Genomic DNA, 17,757 nt, shown 5'->3' on the forward strand with positions numbered 1-17,757 from the left:
GAACTTAGTGACTCATTTTGATGATCTTTGGTGGAATTTTCACAGCTTTCAGTCTCAACATCGCGATCACCGCGAGAATCAGGCAGGCCACCGCCCAGCCGCCGAACAGCCAACGCGGCCCGAGCTGGCCGTACAGCGGCGGGCCGCCGAATGCGGCGCCGGCCGCGACAAGCAGACCGACAGCTTCCAGTACCCCGGTCCCCATCGCCGCCTGCTCGGCACCCGTGGCCTCGAGCACGAGCACTTGGGCACCCATCACGCCGTACGACTCGGTGACCGCTTCGGCGATGCCGACGGCGATGAAGCTCGCCAGTCCCCCGATCCAGCCATACAGCAGCACTGCCGGGACGAAGAGCAGCAGTCCGGGCACAGCGACGCGACCTCCGCCCAGGCGTTCAGCCAGGGCGCCGGTGTAGGGCGGCAACGCCATCAGCGGGATGCCGATGATGAGCAGCCCAACAGCCAGCTCTCCCGACGACAATCCCACGTCGGTGAGGTAACGGTCGACGGTCGCGTCGAAGATGCCGATGAGTCCCCAGATCCCGACGTGCACGCAGATGGCCGCCTGAACCCGAGGGCGGCGGAGCAGGTTCGAGAGGTCCGAGTAGTCCACCGCGGCCGCAGCGATCGGCGACTTCGAGATCAGCACGGCTGCGACCGGTCCGAGCAACAGCATCAGCGTGCCGGTGAGAAGGAACGGGGCCTCAAACGAGACGCTGCTGAGCGCTGCCCCGATCGCCGGACCGCTGATGAAGCCAGCCACAGCGCACGACAGCAGGCCGCCCACCTTGGCGCCGCTGCCGCTGATGTCCCGTCCGATCAGCGCCTTGCGAGCCACCAGGCCGAACAGCCCGAAGGAGAGACCGGCCAGGGCCCGGCTCGTCACGAGCGACCATGTCTCCTCTGCGAACACGAAGCCGAAAGCGCCCAACACTGCCGCTGTCACCGAGATCCATGCCACGAAACGGTGGTGGCCCCGGTCGACCAGCGGCGAGAGCAGCAACTGCGCCAACAAGCCGGCGACGAAACCGGCGGCGGCGACCATGCCTAGCTCCCAGTGGGAGAGTCCGTATCGATCTTGCAGGTCCGCCAGGTAGGCGAAGATGACGCCCATCGATGCCGTGACGAGGAACTGCGTCGTGTAGATCGTCACGAACAGCACCGGCGAAGCGTATTGGCGCCGGCAGCAGGCACCGCGGCATCGCCGCGGCCATGATGGAGCGCTGCGGGGTCGACTACAGGAGGGAGCGACGGTGTCTGATGCAGTCTCTGAAGCCAGCGGTCCGGTCGCCGGCATCGACCCCGAACCGGTCACGGCCTGGATGGCCGAACGAGTCGAGCTCAGCCCGCCGCTGCAGTTCGAGATCATCGCCGGCGGCCACTCCAACCTCACCTACCGAGTCAGCGACGCCGCGGGGCGCCGGTGGGTGCTGCGCCGCCCGCCGCTGGCGCACCTGCTGGCCGGGGCACACGACATGGTGCGCGAGCACCGCCTGCTGTCGTCGCTGGAGCCCACCGAGGTCCCCACGCCGCCGGTGGTGGGCCTGTGCACCGACGCCGAGGTGAACGGCGCCGACTTCTATGTGACCGACTTTGTCGACGGCACAGTGTTGCGCTCGCTTGACGATGCCGAGGCGCTGACCCCCGAGGCCCGTGGGAAGCTGAGCCGGCGGATGGTCGGGGTGCTCGCCGCCATCCACAGCACCGACTTGGAGGCGACCGGGCTCGCCACCCTCGGCCGGCCGGAGGACTACGTGGCTCGGCAGCTCCACGTTTGGCGCCGCCAGTTCAACGCCATGACCTCGCGAGACCTGCCGATCATCGAACGCGTCCACGACGTGCTGGTGGCCTCAATCCCGCCGCAGACCGAGGCCACCCTGGTCCACGGCGACTACCGCCTCGACAACTGCCTCTCAACCGCCGACGGAGACCTGGCGGCCGTGCTGGATTGGGAGATCTCCACGCTGGGCGACCCGGTCGCGGAGCTGGGATTCCTGCTCGGCTACTGGGTCGGGGCCGACGACGGCTTCAACCCGCTCGGCCACGACGCCACCGCTGCCGACGGCTTCTGGACCCGCGACCAGCTCACCCATGCCTACGCCGAGCTGACCGGCCGCGACGTCAGCAATATCGAATGGCACTTCGCCTTTGCGAGCTGGCGCTTGGCCTGCATCCTCGAAGGCGTGCATGCGCGCTACGTGGGCGGCGCGATCCCCGAGATCCCACCTGAGGTGCATGAGTTCCCGCAGAGCATCGTGTCGCTGGCCGAGCGAGCCGAGTCGGTGCTGGCAAACCTCTAGCCGCTACTCTCCCGGCCATGAAGGTAGACGGCGGCCTCGGAGTCACAAGCGGATTCGACAACCTGATGGAGTCGAGTCGAGAACAAGAAGCATTGGGTTACGACGGTTTGTGGGTGCCAGAGACCAGCCACGATCCGTTCACGATGCTCCCGCTCATCGCGCACGCGACCGAGACTGTGGACCTCGGCACGAACATCGCGGTGGGCTTTGCCCGCAACCCGATGACGCTGGCCTACAGCGCCAACGACATCCAGACGCTGTCGGAAGGGCGGTTCATCCTGGGGTTGGGCAGCCAGATCCGCCCGCACATCACCCGGCGCTTCTCGATGGAGTGGTCCAAGCCGGCGGCTCGCATGCGCGAGATGATCATGGCGATCAAGGCCATCTGGGACTGCTGGAACAACGGCGAGAAGCTGAACTTCCGCGGCGACTTCTACGAGCACACGCTGATGACGCCGTTCTTCGATCCGGGGCCGAATCCCTACGGCGCGCCACGGATGGCACTGGCCGGCGTGGGCCCGCTCATGACCGAGGTGGCGGGCGAGACCTGCGACATCTTCCTGTGCCACGGCTTCACCACCGAGAAGTACCTGCGTGAGGAGACGATCCCGGCGATCGAGCGGGGTGCGGCGCGGGCCGGCCGTGATCCCAGCGAGATCACCATCTCGGGCCCGTCGTTCATCGTGACCGGCAACACCGAAGAAGACATGGCCAAGGCCAAGGACGCCACCAAGCAGCAGGTGGCCTTCTACGGCTCCACACCCGCGTACCGGCCAGTGCTCGACTGCCATGGCTGGGGCGACATGCAGACCGAGCTGAACGCCATGTCCAAGGAGGGTCGCTGGGTCGAGATGGCCAACCTGGTCGACGACGACATCCTCGATGCGTTCGCCGTGGTGGCCGAGCCCGAGCAGGTGGCCACCGAGCTGAAGCGCCGCTTCGACGACGTGGTCGACCGGGTCAGCTTCTATGCCCCCTACAAGGGCGACCGCTCCCGCTGGGAGACGATCTTCAACGACCTGAAGAGCTAGCGCCCGCTAGCTCGAAGCGTCGTTGAAGCATCAAACACGGCAACGACCCGCAGAGCTAGCCCCCGTTGGCTCAGGCGCTGAGCGGCGCGCAGTCTGAACCGCAGTTGGGGTTCGTAGCCGGGGTGGCCGGCGTCGCAGGCCGGTGCAGGACGCCATTGGTCGGCCGCAGTTCCAGCTCCAGCCCGTCGGCCCCGTCGACCGTGCGGGCCACGGCGTCCACGATCATTGAGTAACCGCCGGGCTCGTACGGCGGCCACAGCACCGAGATCGTCGGGCGCTGCGCCACGTTGGCCGCCGCCGATCGGCTGGCGCCGCACCGCAGCACCTCGCCGTCGAGCCGCATCGCCAAGTGGGCGATGTGCGGCGTGGCGTCGTCGCGCACCGTCAGCACGTATGCAGCGTTGCCGAACTGCTCCATCTGCTTGCCGATGTCGCCGGGCTCCACGGGGATGCTCATGTGCCCGACGATATGCCCGCCCCGCACCGTTCGCGCGCCGGATCGGCCCCTCGATCCACTCTCAGTTCTGAGCAGCGCGCTGGTATCGTCGTGAGGCCTCGGGGCTATAGCTCAGTTGGTAGAGCGCTTCCATGGCATGGAAGAGGTCAGGGGTTCAATTCCCCTTAGCTCCACGCTCCAGCCGAAGGTGGATCTCGCGTTGGCCAAGAGAGGGACGCAGAATCCGGGCAAGTGATTGCTACAGCCTCAGGTCCAGGGGTTGACCACCTCGACGCCGCACCCCTCGAAGTCGTTCACATTTCTCGTAGTGACTGACGCACCGATCGACCGAGCGATGGCGGCGATCTGACAGTCGGCATGGCTGATCGGATGGCCGCTGGACCGACGTGCGGCGGCTATCGCCGCGTACATGCGTGCTGCGTCGCTATCGAACGGCAGGACGCGTCCTGCCAAGAGCACATCGAACGCTTGGTCAGCCGCGGCAGCCAAACCACGCTGCTTTTCGCCTTCCGGCAAGATGGCGATGCCCGTACGGATCTCCGCCTCGGTCACATCTGTGACGTAGAGGTTGTCGCTCGGCTGGCGGTCGATCCACTCCACGACGCCGATATGCGGCTGCACGCGCATGATCTCAGAAACGACGTTCGTGTCGAGAATGAACACCGCTGCCGTCCTCAATCGAAGTCAGGAACTTCGCGCATCGGCTCTCTGGGCGGGACCTGCAGAAGTTCGACTTCGAAGGGTCGGAAGAGTTCATGGATGGCGGTGCCCAGATCTCCCGACGAGGCGGTTTCGTCATCCAATGCCGCCGCGAGGATGTCACGGGCCTCTTGCTCCATGGAACAACCGTGCTCAGCTGCTCGAATGCGCAATCGCCGTTTCACTCGCTCATCAAGATTCCGAACCGTGATGCTTGCCATCGGGCCTCCCGCACCTTTTCAGTAGTCAGTGTATGCAATGACAGCATTGCAATCAGCACTGCGCCGTCACGGATGCGTTCGGCTCCCGAACCCTCGGCGACCGGCAGCCGCGATAGCTCCCAGCGAAGCATCTCAGCCCTCCCCCGCCGCTGACGCTGCTTGGTGGCGGGTGATGCGGGCCACTGCGATGGTGGTGTTGTCGATCAGGCCAGCGAATTGGGCAGTGTCCATCAGCGTGTCGGCCGCGGCGTCGGCGGAGCCCCGATGGTCGGGCGGCAACGCGAAGCCGAGGCTCAAGTCATCGGGATCATCGCCGAACCAGCCTCGGTCGTGAGCCATCAAAACCGGGTCGAACAGCCCGTCGCTTGCGAGCACCACCAGCAGCCCTTGGTTGCCGATCCAGCCATCGACTCGCTCGGCGGGCACGTCGTCGCTGAGGCTTTCGAGATGTCCCGGCGGCAGCTCGTAGCTGCCGCCGCGGCTGGCGCGGAACATGCCGATGCCGCGGCTGACGAATCCCATCGGGCCGCCGTGAGGCGTGCTGTGCCAGCCCGGCCCGGCCGAAACCGGCACCAGAAACGCCATCGAATCGCCCACCCACGACACCAACAGGCCGCTTTCGGGAGTCCACGCAGCAACCACCAACGTTGTCAATGCGATTACTGACGACAGATCCTCGTCGGGGCTTCTCATCTCCGGATGCAGCGCCCACGCCGCCGCGTTGGCCGCACCGAACGCCTCCGCCATCTCGGCGGGGCTGCTGATCCGTTCCGGCAACGCATCCACCGCCGCCTGCGCCGCTTCGTCGCCGAACGGGTGACCGCCCAGTCCGTCTGCCACCGCCATCAACCATGACCCGTCGCCGTTCACGACTGTGCGAACGCGATCCTCCTGCCGATCCCGAGGACCGACTTCGCGCCGTGTCGCGATGTCAGTCGAGACGGGGGCTTGGGAGCTCTTGGGCATGGCCGTGTTCCGATCAGGATCGCCTCAACGACCGTACTGAGGTGTTTCGGCCCCAGCAGCATGGTTTTCGAAGTTCTGCGGGGACAGCCGAGCGTCGGGCAGACTTGGCTCATGTCCGACCATGTCCGGCTCGAGATAGACGGCGCCGTCGCCGTGGTCACGATGGCCAAGCCACCGCACAACCTGCTCAACGGCGCCTTCATCGGCCAGCTGATCGGGGCCTTCGAGAGCGCAGCAGACGCCGGTGGCCGCGCGATCCTGCTCCGCAGCGAGATGAAGCACTTCTCCGCCGGCGCCGACGTCGACGGGTTCGGATCGGAAGAAGGCCGTGCCCAGGACGCGGCCGCCGTCCTCGAACGACTCGAAGGCGTGCCGCTTCCCACCATCGCCGCCGTCGGGGGCCTCGCGCTCGGCGGCGGATTCGAGGTCGCCTTGGCCTGCGATTTCATCATCTGCGGGGCGTCGGCCCGGCTCGGACTCGTGGAAGCCACCCTGGGCCTGATGCCGTTGCTCGGCGGAGTGCAACGCGTCGTAGATCGAGCCGGCGCCAGCCGCGGCAAAGAGATCGCAATGTTCGCTCGCCGCCACGATCCTGTGCTGCTCGAGAAGTGGGGCATCGTGAACGTCGTGGTGGAAGACGACGAACTCGAGAACGCGTCTCTGTCGTGGGCCCGCCAGCTGGCGACGGGCCCGAACGTCTCCTACGCCGCCATCAAACGCCTAGCTGCTATCACCACCAGCGAGGGTGTGCGAGCCGCTGATGTGGTCCAGGACGAGGCCGCGAAGCCCGTGTGGGCCTCAGAAGACCTCCAGACCGGCATGACCGCTTTCGCCGAGACCGGTCCCGGCACCGCCATCTTCCAGGGCCGATGACCGCCCCGCTGGACGGCGTCAAGATCGTCGACTTCACCCGGGTGCTCGCCGGCCCCCATTGCACCAAGCAACTGCGCGACCTGGGCGCATCGGTGGTCAAGATCGAGCCCCCCGCACCGGACACGGGCCGAAGCGGCCAGCCCCACGTCGGACCGATGTCGCTCTACTTCGCCCAGCAGAACAGCGGCAAGCGCGCCATCAGCCTCGACCTCAACTTCGTCGAAGCCCAGGACATCGTGCGCCAGCTGGTGGCCGAGGCCGACATCGTGGTGGAGAACTTCCGGCCCGGCACGCTCGACGGCTTCGGCCTCGGATACCAGGATCTTCTCGCCGTCAACCCGACGCTGATCATGGTGTCGATCAGCGGATACGGCCAGACCGGTCCGTGGCGCAACCGGCCGGCGTTCGCCCCGACGGTGCAGGCCGAGTCGGGGTTCACAGAGATCATCTCGCGCCACTATGGCGACACGCTGACCTCGGTCGAGAACGACGCGTACAACCACGCCGACGTCTACACCGGCCTCCAGGGCGTGATCGCCACGCTGGCCGCGCTGGCGCACCGCGACCGCACCGGCGAAGGGCAACACGTCGACGTGGCCATGGTGCACTCGATGCTCGCTGTCAACGACCGCGTGAGCTACGAGCTGTCGGACATCGACGTCGAAGGAGAACCGCTGGCCCTCAGCGCGCCTGAATCGCCGGTGTTCGAGCTCCCCGACGGCCAGCTCATCACGATTGCGGCCAGCCCCGTCGCCACGTTCGTGTTCCAGCGCTATTGCGCCATGATGCGCCGCAACGACCTGCTGCTCGACATCCGGTTCATCACCCCCGAATTCCGGCGCGAGAACTGGGCCGAGCTGCATGCCGAGATCCGCGATTGGGTGCTGACGTTCCGCACCATCGAAGAGCTCGAGGCCCAGGTCAGTGAGGCTGGGCTAGCGGTGGGCACCATCCGCACGGTGTCGGAGATCGCCGAGTCCGAGTGGGCCACCGAGCGTGGAGCCATCCGCGAGGTGGACGACCGTGCCGGGGGCACCGCTCGCGTCCCATCGCCGCCCTGGAAGTTCAGCGCGGGCGAGCTTCCCCCCGCAGGCCTGGCGCCGTTCCAGGGCGAGCACAACCGCGAGGTCCTGGCGGAGCTGGGGCTGTCCGACGAACAGATCGACAAGTTGCACGACACCGGCGTGATGATCGACGGCGTGCCATCGGGCCTCAGCTGACCGGCGAAGCGGCGGCCCGCAGCGGCGTGGCGATCACGTCCTACTGGTCGGGGAGTTCGCTGAACGCCAGACCCCGGGTTGGATCAGGTTCCTTGGGAAGACCGAGCTCGCGCTCGCCGATGAGGTTGCGCTGGATCTCGTCGGTACCGCCGGCTATGGCCATGCCCTGGGCGAACAGTGCCGTCTTCAGGAAGTGGCCGCCGTCGGGCTGATCGTCGCGGCCGAGCTGTGCGGGCATGCCCTTGCCGGAGAAGCCCAGATCACGCAGGGTGCGGCACAACAGCGAGTTGGCAAGCTTGCCGAGCGACGGATTCACCTGTCTGGCGCCGTTCCAGTCCAGGACGGCTCGTTCGATGTGTGCGTTGGCCAACGCCTGTCGCAGCAGCGGATCGGTTCGATCTTCGTCGTCGAGCAACGATCGGACGACCCGGTCTTTCATGGCGCCTGTGGTGTAGCTGAAACCCGAGATGCCGGTGCTGGTGGCCTGCTCATGCTGGACCACCCCGACAGGCGCCGAGAGGTCGACGTTGTTGACGACGTCGCCGCCACCGTCGTGGCCCACGGCATCGAGCTCGCGCTCGACGGCCAGCATCGTCATGGCCGCCCGCCAGCCGTTGTTCAGCCCGCCGATCGCATCGTCGTGACGCACGCGGGCGTTGTCCATGAAGACCTCGTTGAACTCGCAATCACCGGTCATGTCTCGCAAGGGGCGAACCTCGATGCCGGGCTGGCCCATGTCGATGCAGAAGAACGAGATGCCCTGGTGCTTGGTCACGTCGGGGTCGGTGCGCGCCATCACGACGGCCCGATCGGCCGTGTGAGCGGCAGTGGTCCAGACCTTCTGGCCGTTGATGATCCACTCGTCGCCATCTCGCTCGGCGGTGGTCCGCAGCCCTGCTAGGTCCGATCCGGCGCCGGGCTCGGAGAAGAGCTGACACCAGAGCTCTTCACCTGTGGCGATCTTCGGCAGGTAGCGATCGAGGAGCAGGTCGGGACCGTGTTCGAACAGTGTGGGCGCCACCAGCGTCACCGACACCCCGTTCGGAGGCCCGAACGCCCCGACGTCATCTCGGGCGCGATCGGCTTCGGTGGCTTCGACGTGGCTGAGGCCGCGACCGAACCGATCGGCCGGCCAGAACGGGTAGCCCCATCCGGACTCGGCGATGAGCCGCCACCAGTCCCCCACGGGCATCTCGGCATCCCAGTGAGTCGAGTACCACTCGTGCGCTTCGTCGTAGACCGTCATGTTCGAGCCTGCCCGTCCCCGCGGCCTCCGCTGAGACACTAGTGCCGTGGCGTTAGTCGGGATCTTGGGCGCGGGCCTCAGCGGCGTGGTGATGGGCATCCAGCTCAAGCGTCTGGGCATCGACGACTTCGTCGTCTATGAGAAGCAGTCCGATGTCGGCGGGACGTGGCTGCGCAACACCTACCCCGGACTGCACTGCGACCTCCCGTCGCACATCTACTGCTACAGCTTCGAGCCCAACCCCGACTTCTCGATGGTGTTCTCCGGCCAACCCGAGATTCAGGCCTACATCAGGTCGTGCGCCGAGAAGTACGGCATCGCCGACCACATCCGGCTCAACACCACCGTCGAACGGGCATCGTGGCAGCCTGAGGACACCTGCTGGGAACTCGAGTTGGCAGAGGGCGAACGACTCCGCCACCGCTTCGTCGTCTCAGCCACCGGCGGCCTCACCGAACCCCACTACCCCACCCTCGACGGCTTCGACTCCTTCGAAGGCCTGGTGTGGCACGCCGGGTCGTGGCGCCACGACGTCGAACTCGCCGGGCGTCGGGTCGCGGTGGTGGGCAGCGCAGCGGCCGCGGTGCAGGTCGTTCCCGAGGTGGCGAAGGACGCGGCCGAGGTCTTCGTGTACTCGCGCACGCCCAACTGGGTTCGCCCTCGCCGCAACCGCTTCTACACCGATGAGGAGAAGGCGGAACTGGCCACCGACGAGGGTTGGCACCGTGCTCGGCGCCAGCAGTACCGCGACACCATGCTGTGGCAACGGGCGTTCGAGAAGAAGACCGATGCCATCGAGGAGCTGCGCGCTGAGGTCATGGACCAGATGCACGCTGCGATCTCCGATCCCGACACGATCGCCGCACTGACACCCTCGTTCGACCCGGGGTGCAAACGCATCCTGGTCTCCGACGACTACTACCCCGCCCTGGCGCTGGATCACGTGACGCTCGTTCCGCACGGCGTCACCGCGCTGACCCCGAGCGGCGTGGTCAGCGCCGACGGCACCGAGGTCGATGTCGACATCGTCATCTTCTGCATCGGGTACAAGCTGGGCGGGCGACTGCCCCGGCTGGTACCGCGACCGCAACGGTCGCATCCTGCCGTTCTTCCCCGGCAGCTGGGCCCGCTTCCGTCGCGAGATGCGCGACCTTCACCTCGATGCGTTCGAGGTGCGCTGACGCCGCCTCACATCACCGAGCGGCGGTGATGATGGTGATGACACCTACTGCCACGAAGACGACGGCGCCGATCCGGGCGAGTCTCGTGCCCGACAAGCGCTCGGATGCGAGTTCGATCTCCGGTCCCGAGGCTCGCACGAGACTTGGCGCATCGCTAGCCGCTGGCCCCGGTCACATAGGTGCGGTGCCTGCCCTCGTCGTCGATGGTGTGGAATGCCACGAGCTGCCCGTCGGGCGACCACCGTGGAGCGAGCGTGCGCAGGCCCTCGTCGAAGATCACCTCTTTGTCGATGCCCTCCATATCAGCAATGACAATCGATGTCGTGATCCCGTCGCCGCGCACGAACGCCATGCGTGTGCCGTCAGGCGACCATGACAGCCCGCCGTCGTAATACACCCCAGCGCGCACGCGGCGGGCCTTGTCGCCATGGATGTCGGAAACCATCAAGAACCCGTCGCGCTGAAACGCGAGCTCGCTGCCGTCGGGCGACCACGCAGGGCTGTGCTCCCACGGCCCGCCTTCGTTGAGCGCCCGCGGCTTGTTGCCGTACGACGTCATCACCACGATGTGTCGATCGTCGTGCTGCACGTGGCCGTACTCGTCGCGGCCGCTGATCGTCGAGCGCTCATACGCGATCCACTTGCTGTCAGGCGACCACGTAGGCCAGCGATCGACCACCTCGCCCTCGGTGCGCTGATTGTTGTGGCTGCCGTCGATGTTGACCGTCCAGATGTGCGCGACCCAAATGCCGTTCTCGTCGTTGCGCCCGCGCACATAGGCGATCCGCGTGCCGTCGGGCGACCACACGGCGGAGTACAGGTAGGCACCGTCGCTGTCCAGCAGCTTGCGGGCATCGGCCCCGTTGTTGCCGACTGTCCACAGCGAGCCGTCCTGGGTGTACACGAGGCGGCTGCAATCGGGCGACCACGCCGGGTCCTCGGCATTGGTGTGAGCCACCAGCTGGACTGGCTCATCGTCGATGGGGCCCCCGCACGTGCCTGGGGGAAGCACACCAGGCCCGATCTCGTCGGGCTCTGCGGTCTCCGCGCCTTCGCCGGCGGTCTCTTCTTGCATGGCGTCGGGTTCTTGGCCGGCGTCCAGTGCTTGGTCGGCGAGATAGGCGTCGATTGCTGCCCCCGAGACTGCTGCGTCGCCGCCGAATACCCGCAAGCTCACGCCATCGTGCACCTCACGTGCAGCGTCGAGCCAGAATGCAGTGTCGTCGGGGATCTCGTTTGGCTCCGCGAGCAGCAGCGGGGCGCACAGCCTGGCCAGCAGCGGCGCAGCGCTCAATGCGTCGAAGGGCATCTGGCCGCTGGCGACCCCGATCGTGTCAGAGGCGAAACATGGCCGGTCAGGAAGCTCGCCGAAGCGAGCCCCGACAACCAGGGCAGTCGTGCCCGCCGTCTCATAGCGGTTCACGCCTCGGAAACGGACGACAGGAACGTCCAAATCCTCGAGCGACTGCTCCACCCCGTCTGACAGTGCCGCGGTGCCGCCCATCAGCACGACGTTCTCGATGCCGGCGTCGTCCAGATAGTCCGCCACGCCGACGTGCAGCTCATCTGGAGGCGTCAGCAGCACCGGATAGACGCCACGGGCTGCGAACGGACCCGCCGCCAGAGCATGCGCGAACGCCTCCCCGCTGGCGATCACCGCCGTGCGGCCCAGCACTCCCACAACGCCCGGCGTGACCCGCCGAGCGGCCGCCACCCCGGTGCCATAACGATCATCGCCGGCGACGCGTTCTGCCGATATGCCGGCCTTGCCCAGCGCTTCAAGCACCTCGGCACCCACACCACGGCCAGGGCCGTGCGCGCCTCCGCCCGCGTCAGGCCCTACCACCAGCGCCTTCGAGATGCCCACTCGCCGCAGGAAATCGAGCGCGTCGGCCCGCAGCTCATCGGGCTGGGTCAACAGCACCGGCGCCCCGAGCGCGCCCGCCAACGGCGCGGCCACCACGGCGTCAGTCCAGCGCTCGCCCGAGACCAGCACCACCCACTCCAGCGAGCCGCCGGCGTCGGCAGCCACCGCCTCGGCTATCTGCAACGACGTCTCATAGCGATCCGCGCCGCCATAACGCGTCACCGACACGTCCGCGCCGTTGCTCGAGCCGTCGTCCTCAGCCGCTGCTGCTGGGCTCGTCGGCGAGACGACCGCGCTGCCGAACGTCACCAGCGAGGCCAGCACTGCCAGACCGAGGCGACGCATCCGCGGCCGACTCGCGTCGTCCATGAATCGTGACGATCCGCGCACACAGCGAGCTTACCGACCGGCCCGTCGTGGCTAACGTGCCCGCATGGCTGCAATCGATCACATCGTCGTCGCGGCGCCCGACCTCGAGGCCGGGACTGCCGCGGTGGAAGAACTCGTCGGCATGCGGGCCGCGCCCGGCGGGCCCCATCCCGGTGTCGGCACCCGCAACACGCTCATGTCGCTCGGCGACGACGTGTACCTCGAGATCATCGCTCCCGACCCCGACCAGCCCGAGCCGGCTAACCCGCGGCCCTTCGGCATCGACAGCCTGGACGGGCCGAAGCTGGTGACGTTCGCCATTCATGCCTCTGACGGCGAGACCATCGAGGACGTGGTCGCCGCGATGTGCTCCTGCGGCGAGGACCCGGGTGAGATCATCTCGATGAGCCGTGTCAAGCCCGACGGCGAGGAAATCCACTGGTCGCTGACGCTGTCCCCCGCCGGCCTCGCTGCAGGGGCCGGGCTGGCCCCGTTCGTCATCGAGTGGGGCGACACCACCCATCCGGCGACGGTCACGCCGACCGGCTGCACCCTGGTCTCGATGTCAGGCACCCATCCCGACCCCGATCACATCCGGGCGCTGCATCGCTCGATCGGCATCGACGTCGCTGTTGAAGCCGGCGACACGGTCAGCGTCGAAGCCGTGCTCGACACACCCAACGGGTGCGTCACACTGCGCTGAGCACTCAGCGCTGAATCAGTCGAGCAGGCGCCAGTCGACCGGCTGGCGGCCGGCGGCCGCGAGGGCGGCGTTGGCCCGGCTGAAGGGCTTGCTGCCGAAGAAGCCGCTGTGGGCGCTGAGCGGCGACGGGTGGGCTGACTCGATGACCACGTGGCGCGTGAGGTCTACGAGCGATTTCTTGCGACGGGCAAACGCGCCCCACAGGATGAACACCACTCGCTCGGGCTTGGCGCTGACCGCCCGGATCACCTCGTCGGTGAACGTCTCCCAGCCGGCCGAACGGTGCGAGGCAGCTTGGCGGGCACGCACGGTCAGGAACGCGTTCAGCAGCAGCACCCCCTGGCGCGCCCACCCTTCCAGGTTCCCGTGCGACGGCGGCTCGATCCCGAGATCGTCGCGCAGCTCGGCGAAGATGTTCTGCAGCGACGGCGGCTGCTGGATGCCATGGGGCACCGAGAAGCACAGCCCGTGCGCCTGGCGGGGACCGTGGTACGGGTCCTGGCCGAGGATCAACACCTTCACCTCGGCGTAGGGCGTCAGGTGCAGCGCTGCGAAGACTTGGTCGTGGGGCGGATACACCGCTCCCTGGGCACGCTCGTCGGCCACGAACTGCTGCAGGATCGGCCAGTACGGCTTGTCGAATTCCCCCCGGAGGATCGGGTTCCAGTCGGTGCGCGGCATGCCCCGCTAGGAGATCGTCTCGGCGGCAGCGGCCGACAGCTCGATGCCCCGGCCGATGCGTGCCCGGTACAGGTCCAAGTCGACATCGTCGGCAGGCTTCTGGCCGCGCATGTAGCGGGCGTACACGCCGTGGATGATGCAGGCCGACTTCCAGTGGTTGAAGCTGACGTAGTACGCCAGGTCTGACAGATCGGCACCCGTGCGCTGCTCGTATCGCTCGATGAGGTCGGCGCGGCCGACGAAGCCGTCCACCAGCGTCGGCGGGTCGGAGCCTTCCAGGATGTCGTCGCTGGGCTCGGTCCAGCTGTTGAGCGCATAGGCGAAGTCGGCGAGCGGATCGCCGAGGGTGGAGATCTCCCAGTCCAGCACCGCCTGCAGCTCGCCGGCGGGGTTGAACAGGCAGTTGTGCAGCCCGTAGTCGCCGTGCACCACTCGGGCGGGGCCCTGGATTGGCTTGCGCTCCAGCAGGAAGTCGTGCAGCTCGTGGGTGACCGGTGTGTCGTACTGGGCCGACTCGGCCGAGGCGGTCCACGAGCGGTACCACGTGCGGATCTGCCGCCCGACGTAGTCCTCCTTCTTGCCCAGTTCGCCCAGCCCGACATCGTCGGGGTCTACCGAGTGCAGCGCCGCCAGCACGTCCATGAACGACATGCCGACATGCGCTCGGCCCTCGGCGGTCAGGTGTTCGCGGGCGTCGGCAGACTCGAAGAGCGGCTTGCCCTCGACGTAGCTCATGACGTAGAAGTGCGCCCCGGTCACGTCGGGGCTCTCGCAGTACCCGTACGCGATGGCGACCGGCACATCGGTGGGCCCCAAGCCGCTGATGATCGTGAACTCGCGCCCCATGTCGTGCGCCTTGGGCAGCAGCTCCCCCATCGGCGGGCGGCGAACGACGGCGGTGGTGCCGTCTGCAGCGGTGAGCTTGTAGGTGAGGTTGCTGTGCCCTCCCTCGAGCTGGCTCCACTCGAACGGCGGCTCGATGCCGTCCACGTTGGCGTCGATCCACGCCTCCACCGCGGGAACGTCATAACCGAGGATTCCCGCAGCCGCAGCGCCGTCGTTCGCACCGTCCGTCATCTCGCCTGTCCCCCTCTGCGTCGCAACACTCGCTGCGTGCCAGCGCGATCCGCACACACTACGGCAACTGCCTCACGCGGCAGCGGGCTGCGCACGGCGTCGACCGGTGTCCTGCGACCGCAGCGAACAAGAGCGGGAAATGACAGGTGACGCGACGAGAGGTGACGCCAGTGCGCGCGGCGTCTTCTGCAAGCACCGCAGGCGACTCAGAACTGAGCTGCCTGTGTTGGGCCACAAGTAGCGTCGGCGCCATGGACGAGCCCGATCCGGACATGCCCTTGGCGTCGACCTCGCCGCCCTCGCACATGACACCCGACGAGTTCCGACAGCACGGACGGGCGGTCATCGACTGGATCGCCGACTACTGGGAGCGCATCGAGTCGCTGCCGGTGGCCTCGACCGTGCAGCCGGGTGACATCCGGGCAATGCTGCCCGACGCAGCCCCGGATGAACCCGAGCCCTTCGAGCACCTGCTCGCCGATCTGGACCGGGTGGTGCTGCCCGGCGTCACGCACTGGCAGCACCCGGGCTGGTTCGCCTACTTCCCCGCCAACAACTCGCCGCCCTCGGTGCTGGCAGACACGGTGTCGGCGGGTCTGGGGCTGATCGGCCTGCTGTGGTCGGCCTCACCCGCGCTGACCGAGATCGAGAGCCACGTCCTCGATTGGCTGGTGGACTTGACGGGTTTGCCGGAGGGCTGGAAGACCACAGCCGCGGGCGGTGGCGTCCTGCAGGGCAGTGCATCGGACGCGACCCACGTTGCGCTGGTGGCGGCCCGCCACCGTGCCGCCGAACGCAGCGGGCAGCCGGCGACGCAGATGGTCGCCTACACCTCCGCTCAGGCGCACAGCTCGGTGGAGAAGAGCGCCAACGTGGCCGGGTTCGGTCACGTTCGGCTCATCGAGGTCGACGAGCACCAGGCGATGCGGCCTCACGCCCTGGCTGTGTCCGTCGGGGCAGATCTGGCAGCCGGTCTGGTGCCTGCCTTTGTCGGTTCGACCGTCGGCACCACCGGCACCACCGCGGTCGACCCCGTGCGAGCCATCGCTGACGTCGCTATCGGGCACAGCCTGTGGCACCACGTCGATGCGGCATACGCGGGCACGGCGATGATCTGTCCTGAATTCCGCCATCACAACGACGGAATGGAGCTGGTGGACAGCTACGTGTTCAACCCGCACAAGTGGATGATGGTGAACTTCGACTGCTCAGCGCTCTACGTCAGCGACAAGGCGGCGCTGACTGATGCCCTGTCGATCGACCCGCCCTACCTGCGCAACACCCAGAGCGATGCCGGCAACGTGATCGACTACCGCAACTGGCAGGTGCCGCTGGGCCGCCGCTTCCGGGCCCTCAAGCTGTGGTGGGTGCTGCGCAGCTACGGCGCATCGGGGATCCGCCAGATGGTGCGCCATCACGTGGCCATGGCCCAGGAGTTCGCACAGCGGCTCAGCACCGATGATCGATTCGAGATCGTCGCCCCGCACCCGTTCTCGCTGGTGTGCTTCCGCTGTCGAGCTGCGGACGGCAGCGACGCGGCGGCCGAGGCCGCCGACCGCGCCACCGACGCGGTCGCAGCAGCCGTGAACGACAGCGGCGTGGCCTACCTGACTCCCTCCAAGCTGGACGGGCGCAGCATCATCCGGGTCGCCGTGGGCCAGTCGCGCACGGACCGAGCGCAGATGGACATGCTCTGGAAGTTGATCAGCGAGGCTGCCGTCTAGCCGCGGCCTGACTCGACCGGCGCGCCTCAGCTGGTCCGGTCGAACGGCCCCAGAGCAGCGAGCAGCCGGTCGTTCTGGGCCGCGGTGCCCAGGCTGATGCGCACGCCCTCGCCCTCGAACGGGCGGGTCACCAAGCCCTGCTTCTCCAGACGGACGAACAGATCCATCGCCCCGTCGCCGACGGGCAGGTACACGAAGTTGGCCTGGCTGGGCACCACCGGCCAGCCCAGATCGGACATGGCAGCGCTGACCCGGTCGCGCTCGGCCAAGATGCCGGCGACACGTTCTGCCAGTTCCGTGCCGGCCCGCGGCTCCAGCGAAGCCAGCGCCGCCACCTGGGCGATCCCGCTCACGATGAATGGGAGCGCCACCTTGTCGAGCGCCCCGATGACGTCGGGGTGCCCGACGCCGTAGCCGACACGCAGGTTGGCCAAGCCGTACGCCTTGGAGAACGTGCGCAGCACCAAGGCGTTGGGATGCTCGGGCAGCACCGTCGCGATCGGGTCGGCCACGGCCGGATCGGTGACGAATTCCCGGTAGGCCTCGTCGATCACCACGATGACGTCGGGCGGCACCGCTGCCAGCAGGCGCTGCAGCTCCGTCGTGGTGCAGACCGTGCCGGTGGGGTTGTTCGGCGTGGAGAGCACGACGATCTTGGTGCGGTCGGTCACCGCAGCAGCCACGCCGTCGAGGTCGAAAGCGTGATCGACCAGCGGCACCGTCACAGCCTGGGCGCCCGAGATGGCGCAGAACACCGGGTGCACCTCGAAGGAGCGCCAGGGGTACACCACCTCGTCGCCGGGATCGACATAGGAGGCAAAGAGCTGCTGCAGCACGCCCACTGAGCCCGAGCCCACCGTGACCTCGTCGAGCCCGACGCCATGGCGGTCGGCCAGCGCCTCGCGCACCTCCATGCAGCGATGGTCGGGATAGCGATTCATGCTCAAGGCGGCCTCGGACACCGCTTCGGCCACCGACGGGAGCGGGTCATTGGCGTTCTCGTTGGATGCCAGCTTGATGGCCTCGGCCAGGTTGTGCTCGGCCTCGGCCTGCGCTGCGGAGCGGCCGGGCTTGTACTGGGGAAGTCCCTCCACCGCCGCTCTCGGTCGTCCGATCATGCCATCGCCTTTCCGCGTGTCGCT

At 67.5% G+C, this 17,757-nt stretch carries 18 protein-coding genes and 1 tRNA gene; 8 read left to right on the forward strand and 11 right to left on the reverse strand.

Annotated features, from left to right (window positions below; translation table 11 throughout):
* Positions 1 to 4 precede the first annotated feature (4 nt).
* Positions 5 to 1,162, reverse strand: coding sequence for an MFS transporter (locus ACOGW9_RS05585; protein ID WP_419909176.1), 1,158 nt, complete (start codon positions 1,160 to 1,162; stop codon positions 5 to 7).
* 91 nt (positions 1,163 to 1,253) lie between these two features.
* On the opposite strand from ACOGW9_RS05585, the gene ACOGW9_RS05590 reads away from it, so the two are divergent.
* Together ACOGW9_RS05590 and ACOGW9_RS05595 are read left to right on the forward strand one after the other, a co-directional pair.
* Positions 1,254 to 2,300 (forward strand): phosphotransferase family protein, encoded by a 1,047-nt coding sequence (locus ACOGW9_RS05590; RefSeq protein ID WP_419909178.1) that lies wholly within the window; start codon positions 1,254 to 1,256, stop codon positions 2,298 to 2,300.
* A gap of 17 nt (positions 2,301 to 2,317) precedes the next feature.
* On the forward strand, positions 2,318 to 3,331 hold the full coding sequence (locus tag ACOGW9_RS05595; RefSeq protein ID WP_419909180.1) for an LLM class F420-dependent oxidoreductase: 1,014 nt from the start codon (positions 2,318 to 2,320) through the stop codon (positions 3,329 to 3,331).
* 70 nt (positions 3,332 to 3,401) lie between these two features.
* Here ACOGW9_RS05595 and ACOGW9_RS05600 read toward each other — a convergent pair whose 3' ends face one another.
* Complete coding sequence (locus ACOGW9_RS05600) at positions 3,402 to 3,788, reverse strand: pyridoxamine 5'-phosphate oxidase family protein (protein ID WP_419909182.1); 387 nt, start codon at positions 3,786 to 3,788, stop codon at positions 3,402 to 3,404.
* A 100-nt stretch (positions 3,789 to 3,888) separates the two neighbouring features.
* On the opposite strand from ACOGW9_RS05600, the gene ACOGW9_RS05605 reads away from it, so the two are divergent.
* Positions 3,889 to 3,961 (forward strand) — tRNA-Ala (locus ACOGW9_RS05605).
* Positions 3,962 to 4,034: 73 nt separating this feature from the next.
* Here ACOGW9_RS05605 and ACOGW9_RS05610 read toward each other — a convergent pair.
* The 3 genes from ACOGW9_RS05610 to ACOGW9_RS05620 all read right to left on the reverse strand — a co-directional run bounded on the left by ACOGW9_RS05610 (position 4,035) and on the right by ACOGW9_RS05620 (position 5,674).
* Positions 4,035 to 4,451: a type II toxin-antitoxin system VapC family toxin gene (locus ACOGW9_RS05610; RefSeq protein ID WP_419909184.1), complete on the reverse strand. Its 417-nt coding sequence runs from the start codon at positions 4,449 to 4,451 to the stop codon at positions 4,035 to 4,037.
* A gap of 11 nt (positions 4,452 to 4,462) precedes the next feature.
* Positions 4,463 to 4,708 carry a FitA-like ribbon-helix-helix domain-containing protein gene (locus ACOGW9_RS05615; protein WP_419909186.1) on the reverse strand — a complete coding sequence of 82 codons (246 nt, stop codon included), beginning with the start codon at positions 4,706 to 4,708 and terminating at the stop codon, positions 4,463 to 4,465.
* Positions 4,709 to 4,840: 132 nt separating this feature from the next.
* Positions 4,841 to 5,674: a PP2C family protein-serine/threonine phosphatase gene (locus ACOGW9_RS05620; protein WP_419909188.1), complete on the reverse strand. Its 834-nt coding sequence runs from the start codon at positions 5,672 to 5,674 to the stop codon at positions 4,841 to 4,843.
* Positions 5,675 to 5,785: 111 nt separating this feature from the next.
* Between ACOGW9_RS05620 and ACOGW9_RS05625 the strand changes: the two genes are divergently transcribed.
* Positions 5,786 to 6,547 (forward strand): enoyl-CoA hydratase/isomerase family protein, encoded by a 762-nt coding sequence (locus ACOGW9_RS05625; RefSeq protein ID WP_419909190.1) that lies wholly within the window; start codon positions 5,786 to 5,788, stop codon positions 6,545 to 6,547.
* Entirely contained in the window at positions 6,544 to 7,767 is a 1,224-nt protein-coding gene (locus tag ACOGW9_RS05630; RefSeq protein ID WP_419909192.1) for a CaiB/BaiF CoA transferase family protein, read from the forward strand. The genes ACOGW9_RS05625 and ACOGW9_RS05630 overlap by 4 nt, the downstream gene beginning before the upstream one ends.
* Positions 7,768 to 7,807: 40 nt before the next feature.
* On the opposite strand, the gene ACOGW9_RS05635 is transcribed toward ACOGW9_RS05630, so the two are convergent.
* Positions 7,808 to 9,013 (reverse strand): acyl-CoA dehydrogenase family protein, encoded by a 1,206-nt coding sequence (locus tag ACOGW9_RS05635; RefSeq protein WP_419909194.1) that lies wholly within the window; start codon positions 9,011 to 9,013, stop codon positions 7,808 to 7,810.
* A gap of 46 nt (positions 9,014 to 9,059) precedes the next feature.
* Between ACOGW9_RS05635 and ACOGW9_RS05640 the strand changes: the two genes are divergently transcribed.
* Positions 9,060 to 10,223: a flavin-containing monooxygenase gene (locus ACOGW9_RS05640; protein WP_419909197.1), complete on the forward strand. Its 1,164-nt coding sequence runs from the start codon at positions 9,060 to 9,062 to the stop codon at positions 10,221 to 10,223.
* Here the strand turns inward: ACOGW9_RS05640 and ACOGW9_RS05645 are convergent.
* The gene (locus ACOGW9_RS05645) at positions 10,207 to 10,332 is read right to left on the reverse strand and encodes a hypothetical protein (protein WP_419909199.1); all 126 of its coding nucleotides are present in this window, start codon (positions 10,330 to 10,332) and stop codon (positions 10,207 to 10,209) included. The two genes, ACOGW9_RS05640 and ACOGW9_RS05645, sit on opposite strands and share 17 nt — an antisense overlap.
* A gap of 16 nt (positions 10,333 to 10,348) precedes the next feature.
* Entirely contained in the window at positions 10,349 to 12,430 is a 2,082-nt protein-coding gene (locus tag ACOGW9_RS05650; RefSeq protein WP_419909201.1) for a cell wall-binding repeat-containing protein, read from the reverse strand.
* A 64-nt stretch (positions 12,431 to 12,494) separates the two neighbouring features.
* On the opposite strand from ACOGW9_RS05650, the gene ACOGW9_RS05655 reads away from it, so the two are divergent.
* Entirely contained in the window at positions 12,495 to 13,133 is a 639-nt protein-coding gene (locus tag ACOGW9_RS05655) for a VOC family protein (RefSeq protein WP_419909203.1), read from the forward strand.
* A 15-nt stretch (positions 13,134 to 13,148) separates the two neighbouring features.
* Here ACOGW9_RS05655 and ung read toward each other — a convergent pair whose 3' ends face one another.
* Both ung and ACOGW9_RS05665 read right to left on the reverse strand, forming a co-directional pair.
* The gene (gene ung, locus ACOGW9_RS05660) at positions 13,149 to 13,814 is read right to left on the reverse strand and encodes a uracil-DNA glycosylase (RefSeq protein WP_419909205.1); all 666 of its coding nucleotides are present in this window, start codon (positions 13,812 to 13,814) and stop codon (positions 13,149 to 13,151) included.
* A gap of 6 nt (positions 13,815 to 13,820) precedes the next feature.
* The gene (locus ACOGW9_RS05665) at positions 13,821 to 14,891 is read right to left on the reverse strand and encodes a phosphotransferase family protein (protein ID WP_419909207.1); all 1,071 of its coding nucleotides are present in this window, start codon (positions 14,889 to 14,891) and stop codon (positions 13,821 to 13,823) included.
* A gap of 251 nt (positions 14,892 to 15,142) precedes the next feature.
* Between ACOGW9_RS05665 and ACOGW9_RS05670 the strand changes: the two genes are divergently transcribed.
* Complete coding sequence (locus ACOGW9_RS05670; protein ID WP_419909209.1) at positions 15,143 to 16,615, forward strand: pyridoxal-dependent decarboxylase; 1,473 nt, start codon at positions 15,143 to 15,145, stop codon at positions 16,613 to 16,615.
* A gap of 26 nt (positions 16,616 to 16,641) precedes the next feature.
* Here ACOGW9_RS05670 and hisC read toward each other — a convergent pair whose 3' ends face one another.
* Positions 16,642 to 17,733 carry a histidinol-phosphate transaminase gene (hisC, locus tag ACOGW9_RS05675; RefSeq protein WP_419909211.1) on the reverse strand — a complete coding sequence of 364 codons (1,092 nt, stop codon included), beginning with the start codon at positions 17,731 to 17,733 and terminating at the stop codon, positions 16,642 to 16,644.
* Between the last annotated feature and the right edge of the window lie 24 nt (positions 17,734 to 17,757).

The sequence above is a fragment of the Candidatus Poriferisodalis sp. genome, from assembly GCF_965203655.1.
Classification (GTDB): Bacteria; Actinomycetota; Acidimicrobiia; order Acidimicrobiales; family Poriferisodalaceae; genus Poriferisodalis.

Bases quoted from the DNA above. Each gene is read 5' to 3' on its own strand.
- ACOGW9_RS05625 (WP_419909190.1), top strand. From the start codon at position 5,786: ATGTCCGACCATGTCCGGCTCGAGATAGACGGCGCCGTCGCCGTGGTC.
- ung (WP_419909205.1), bottom strand. From the start codon at position 13,814: ATGCCGCGCACCGACTGGAACCCGATCCTCCGGGGGGAATTCGACAAG.
- ACOGW9_RS05650 (WP_419909201.1), bottom strand. From the start codon at position 12,430: ATGGACGACGCGAGTCGGCCGCGGATGCGTCGCCTCGGTCTGGCAGTG.
- ACOGW9_RS05600 (WP_419909182.1), bottom strand. From the start codon at position 3,788: ATGAGCATCCCCGTGGAGCCCGGCGACATCGGCAAGCAGATGGAGCAG.
- ACOGW9_RS05615 (WP_419909186.1), bottom strand. From the start codon at position 4,708: ATGGCAAGCATCACGGTTCGGAATCTTGATGAGCGAGTGAAACGGCGA.
- ACOGW9_RS05655 (WP_419909203.1), top strand. From the start codon at position 12,495: ATGGCTGCAATCGATCACATCGTCGTCGCGGCGCCCGACCTCGAGGCC.
- ACOGW9_RS05620 (WP_419909188.1), bottom strand. From the start codon at position 5,674: ATGCCCAAGAGCTCCCAAGCCCCCGTCTCGACTGACATCGCGACACGG.
- ACOGW9_RS05595 (WP_419909180.1), top strand. From the start codon at position 2,318: ATGAAGGTAGACGGCGGCCTCGGAGTCACAAGCGGATTCGACAACCTG.
- ACOGW9_RS05630 (WP_419909192.1), top strand. From the start codon at position 6,544: ATGACCGCCCCGCTGGACGGCGTCAAGATCGTCGACTTCACCCGGGTG.
- ACOGW9_RS05635 (WP_419909194.1), bottom strand. From the start codon at position 9,013: ATGACGGTCTACGACGAAGCGCACGAGTGGTACTCGACTCACTGGGAT.
- hisC (WP_419909211.1), bottom strand. From the start codon at position 17,733: ATGATCGGACGACCGAGAGCGGCGGTGGAGGGACTTCCCCAGTACAAG.
- ACOGW9_RS05670 (WP_419909209.1), top strand. From the start codon at position 15,143: ATGGACGAGCCCGATCCGGACATGCCCTTGGCGTCGACCTCGCCGCCC.
- ACOGW9_RS05665 (WP_419909207.1), bottom strand. From the start codon at position 14,891: ATGACGGACGGTGCGAACGACGGCGCTGCGGCTGCGGGAATCCTCGGT.